This window comes from Streptomyces calidiresistens, assembly GCF_014141525.1.
Classification (GTDB): Bacteria; Actinomycetota; Actinomycetes; order Streptomycetales; family Streptomycetaceae; genus Streptomyces; species Streptomyces calidiresistens.
Genome location: NZ_VKHS01000424.1, coordinates 1 through 4,753, shown reverse-complemented (window position 1 = coordinate 4,753; position 4,753 = coordinate 1). Strand labels below are relative to the sequence as shown.

Annotated in this window: 5 protein-coding genes; 3 read left to right on the top strand and 2 right to left on the bottom strand. The window is 73.6% G+C overall.

Annotated features, from left to right (window positions below; all coding sequences use genetic code 11):
* Positions 1-401: 401 nt before the first annotated feature.
* Positions 402-1,130, bottom strand: coding sequence for a DUF5324 family protein (locus FOE67_RS16840; RefSeq protein ID WP_323384982.1), 729 nt, complete (start codon positions 1,128-1,130; stop codon positions 402-404).
* Positions 1,131-1,429: 299 nt separating this feature from the next.
* Between FOE67_RS16840 and FOE67_RS16835 the strand changes: the two genes are divergently transcribed.
* Both FOE67_RS16835 and FOE67_RS16830 read left to right on the top strand, forming a co-directional pair.
* Positions 1,430-1,957, top strand: a complete 528-nt coding sequence (locus FOE67_RS16835; RefSeq protein ID WP_182665134.1) for a peptidylprolyl isomerase — start codon at positions 1,430-1,432, stop codon at positions 1,955-1,957.
* A gap of 293 nt (positions 1,958-2,250) precedes the next feature.
* Positions 2,251-3,171 (top strand): rhomboid family intramembrane serine protease, encoded by a 921-nt coding sequence (locus tag FOE67_RS16830; RefSeq protein ID WP_182665131.1) that lies wholly within the window; start codon positions 2,251-2,253, stop codon positions 3,169-3,171.
* Between the two features lie 357 nt (positions 3,172-3,528).
* Here FOE67_RS16830 and crgA read toward each other — a convergent pair whose 3' ends face one another.
* On the bottom strand, positions 3,529-3,792 hold the full coding sequence (crgA, locus tag FOE67_RS16825; RefSeq protein WP_182665129.1) for a cell division protein CrgA: 264 nt from the start codon (positions 3,790-3,792) through the stop codon (positions 3,529-3,531).
* A gap of 121 nt (positions 3,793-3,913) precedes the next feature.
* Here crgA and FOE67_RS16820 point away from each other — a divergent pair, with 121 nt between their 5' ends.
* Positions 3,914-4,675, top strand: coding sequence for a DUF881 domain-containing protein (locus tag FOE67_RS16820; protein WP_323384981.1), 762 nt, complete (start codon positions 3,914-3,916; stop codon positions 4,673-4,675).
* Positions 4,676-4,753 lie beyond the last annotated feature (78 nt).

The window sequence follows — 4,753 nt, the reverse complement described above, 5'->3', positions numbered from 1 at the left end:
GGGGCGGGAAGCGGGTGGTGGAAGTACGCCGCCCCGCCGGAGCCGGTGCCGCGTCGGGAGGCGGAGGGCCCGCCACGACGTCCGTCCCGGCCCGGTGGGGGAACCGGCCCCGAGCGCCCGGAAAAAGAGTCCGGATTTTCACCCGGCCGGCCCGGGAACCCGAGGGGAACATCCGTTCCCCCGTACCCCGTTCGGACGGGGTCGTCCGCGTTCCGACCCGCTGCCGCCCGTTCCGCTGCTCCCCCGCGCCCCGGACGGGCGCGCCCCTTCGTCCCGCACGCGCCCGGGCCCGCCCCGATCCGGGTGGATCGGGGCGGGCCCGGGTGGTGTCGTGCGGCGCCGGCCGGGAGGGGAGTCGGCGGGGGCCGCACGGAAGGGGTTCGCGGATTCCGGGAGGGGCGTCAGCCCCGGTCCTCGGGGCTCCCCTCGCCCTCACGGGTGTCGCCGGTCACGTCGGCCTCCGCCTGCTTGGCCTCGACCTCGGGGTCCAGGACCGCCGGCTCGTCGAGCACGTCCTCGCCCAGCTCGGTCGGGGCGGGGGGCTCCACCAGCCAGTCCGGGTTGGTCTGCTGGTCCCACCAGCGCCACGCCGCCCAGGCACCACCGACCACCAGGCCGGTCAGGCCGACCCACTTCACGGCCCTGCGGGTGCGGGCGCGGCGCTCGCGGCGACGCACGGCGCGACGGATCTCGGCGGGGCTCACGGCCCCGCGCAGCGCGGCGACGGCCGCCGCCGAGCGGGCCGCGACCTCCTCGCCCACGGGCCCGGCGTGCGCCCGGGCCGCCTCGATGCGGGGAGCCGCGGCGGCCTTGGCGTGGCGGGCGCCCTCGGCCGCCCGGTGCGCGGCGCGGCGGGTGCCGTCGGCGGCGCGGTGGGCGACCTCGTCGACTCCGTCGGGAAGCGAGCGGCGGGCCCGGTCCACGTGCGGGGCGACGTGCTTGCGGTAGTTCTTCTCCGCCTCCCGCACTGCCTTCCGGGTGCGGGGGGCGAGGTAGGTGCCCGTCTCGTGGGCGTAGTGCCGGGCGTTCTCCCTGGCCGACGCGGCGTACGGTCCCACCACCTCCGCCGCGTGCCGCGCGGTCTCCTTCGCATGGTCGCCGGCGGCGCGCACGCGTCCGTTGCGGTTCACGGTTCTTCCTTCCTGTCGGTGGCGGTCGTCATCGGCTGGTCCGGGGTGCTCCGAGCGGCCCCCGCCGGACACGCGGGCCGATGGAGCCGGGGCGGCCGGCGCGGGTCCTGTGTCTCGCTTGTCCACCGGTACGCAAATCATGCAGCCTCCGTTTCGATCGGGCACGCGAAACGGGCATCCGGGGCAGGGTGTGTCGCGGGGAGGGCTCGGCGGGTCCCGAAGGGGGTCGGTCGGCATGGCAGTATCGGGTGCCGTCACCGCAAGGACGACGGCACCGCACAACCGACGGAAGGTACGACGTGGCCGAGAAGCTGTACGCCACCATCACGACCAATCACGGGCCCATCCGGGTGGAGTTGTTCCCCAACCACGCCCCGAAGACGGTCAAGAACTTCGTGGAGCTGGCCGAGGGCACCCGCGAGTGGACCCACCCGGCGACCGGCACCAAGGCGGCCGCCAAGCTCTACGACGGCACCGTCTTCCACCGCGTGATCAGCGGCTTCATGATCCAGGGCGGCGACCCGCTGGGCAACGGCACCGGTGGCCCCGGCTACGAGTTCGCCGACGAGATCCACCCCGACCTGGCCTTCACCAAGCCCTACCTGCTGGCGATGGCCAACGCCGGGCCCGGCACCAACGGTTCGCAGTTCTTCATCACCGTGGGTCCGACCACCTGGCTGACCGGCAAGCACACCATCTTCGGCGAGGTCGCCGACGAGGCCGGCCGGAAGGTCGTGGACACCATCGCGGGCACCGCGACCGACGCCCGCACCGACCGGCCGCTGCAGGACGTGGTGATCGAGTCGGTCACCATCGAGCGCGCCTGAGGACGTGCGGTCCCCGCGGGACCGCCCGGACCGGGAGGGGCGGACGCCGACGGCGTCCGCCCCTCCCGGCGTTTCGCCGGTGTGCGGACCCACGAAAGGCGGGAAGGGGATGCGGGAAGGGGATGTGAGGGCGCCGGTGGGCACCGCCGGGGCGGCCCGGTTCCCGCGCGGGGGCCGGGGCATCACGGGAAACCGTAGGATCGACAGTCGGGCGGACACGCCACCCGCGGCGACCCGCGGCGGCCCGCGGCAAGAGGCGGCGAGAGGCAGCGAGAGGCAGCGAAAGGGAGGCCATGGCGGATCAGGGACCCCCCGAGGGACCGCGGGGACCGGGGGCGGAACGGCCGGGTGACCCCGGGTCGGGGCTCGCCGTCTGCTACCGGCACCCCGAGCGGGAGACCGGCATCCGCTGCACCCGCTGCGAGCGACCCATCTGTCCGGACTGCATGGTGGACGCCTCGGTGGGCTACCACTGTCCGGAGTGCGTGCGGGCCGCGGAGGCCTCGACCCGCGGCAGCCGTCCCCGGACCCTGGCCGGTGGCACCGTGCAGGCGGACCCGCGGCTGGTCACCAAGATCCTGCTGGCTCTCAACCTGGTGGTGTTCATCGGGGTGTTGGGGGCGGGCACGCCCCTGGTGCGCGACCTGGCGATGCTGGGGTACGCGCGGGCCGGGGCCTGGGACACCACCACCATCGGGGTGGCGGCGGGCGAGTGGTACCGCCTGCTGACCTCAGCCTTTCTGCACCAGCAGTTCTGGCACATCGGCTTCAACATGCTGGCGCTGTGGTTCCTGGGGCCGAACCTGGAGGCCGCCCTGGGACGCGCCCGCTTCCTGACCCTGTACCTGCTCTCCGCGTTGGCGGGCAGCACCCTGTCCTACCTGCTCGCGGCCCCGAACCAGTTGTCGCTGGGGGCCTCGGGCGCGATCTTCGGCCTTTTCGGGGCGATGGCGGTGCTGTTGCGCCGGCTGCGCTACGACATGCGGCCGATCCTGGTGCTGCTGGTGATCAACCTGGTCATCACCTTCCTGCCCGGGTTGAACATCGCGTGGCAGGCGCACCTGGGCGGACTGATCGCCGGCGCGGTGATCGCGTGGGCGATGGTGCACGCGCCCCGGGAGCGGCGGGCCCCGGTGCAGTACGGGACCTGTGCGGCGGTGGCGCTGGTGCTGGTGGTGGCGTGCGTGGTGCGCACCCTCCAACTGGTCGGCTGACCCGACCCCCCGCCCGCGGCTTTCCGGGGCGGGACTTTCCCGGTCGTGGCCTCCCGGGGTCGCCGGTCGCCCCGTTCGGGCCGGTCGGGAGCCCACCGACCGGCCCGAACGGGGTGGGGCCCGAGAGGGTTATCCACAGCCGGCGCCCGTTCGGGCGCGACATGTGGATGATCACACCGGCCGTCCACACCCCCCACCCGCTCCCCCTGCCCGGGGCATCTCCGCAGGCGAACAGGGGTGCGAGGGGATTCGCGGGTCCGTGCGAGCCACCGGCGCCACACCTCGACACAGAGGGTTATCCACAGCTCGACGGAAGATCACACGATCTGTGGATAACCCCCCGGGGGCACCCGGGCGCTACTTCCACTGGGTGGAGACGACGAATCCACCGGCGATGAAACCGAAGCCCACGACGATGTTCCAGTTGCCCAGCACGCTCACCGGCAGGCTGCCCTCGGTGATGTAGAACACCACGATCCAGGCCAGGCCCACGCCGAACAGCACGAGCATCAACGGCGCGACCCAGCTGCGACCGGAACTCATGTCCAGCTTCGCGGTCTGCTGCTTCTCGGGCTTCGCGGCGGAGCCGTCCTTCTTCTTGCGGATCCGGGACTTCGGCACGAGAGGTCTCCTGTCGGGTGCGCTGCCCCGGGGGCAGCGGGCGGCAGGTTGCCGCGGGTACGTGGTGGTGGATAGTCCGTTAGCGTAGTGGTTCGAACGGTCGGGAAGGGAGCAGGGTGCAGTGAACCGCTTCATCCCGCGCCTCCCGCGTCACCCCCGCCTCCGCCCGGGGCGCCTGGGCACCCTCCTCGTCTTCACCCTCGCCGGCCTCCTCTTCTGGACCGCCTTCAGCGTCTCCCGGGGCGCGGACCTCCGGAAGGACGACCCGCTGCTCCAGTTGTCGGACCTCATCCGCGACCGGGGCCGGGAGAACACCCGCCAGGAGGAGGCCACCGGCACACTGCGCGAGGAGGTGCGGGAACTCCGCGAGTCCGACACCGGCATCACCGACGCGGAGATCCGCGCCCTGGCGCGCGCCGAGGAGGCCGCCGGCCTCGCGGAACTCTCCGGCCCCGGCCTGACCGTCACCCTCACCGACGCCCCTCCGGACGCCGTCCCGCTGGTCTCCTGGGCCCCCGAGCCGAGCCCCAACGACCTCGTCATCCACCAGCAGGACCTCCAGGCCGTGGTCAACGCCCTGTGGGAGGGCGGGGCCCTGGGCGTGCAGGTGATGGACCAGCGACTGATCTCCACCAGCGCCGTGCGCTGCGTGGGCAACACCCTGATCCTCCAGGGCCGGCTGTACTCCCCGCCCTACACCATCACCGCCGTCGGGGAGCGGGAGGACCTGCTCCGCGCCCTCGACGAATCCCCCGCCGTCGGTGTCTACCGGCGGTACGTGGACGCCTACGGGCTGGGCTGGAAGGTGGACGAGCACTCCTCGGTCACCGTGCCCGGCTGGAACGGCACCACCGAACTCCAGCACGCCCGTCCCGTGGAGTGACGCCGGGGGCGCGCCGGGCACCGCGCCCCCGGCGCGGGAGGCGCGGCGTGATGCGCGGCACACCGATCCCCCCGCGCG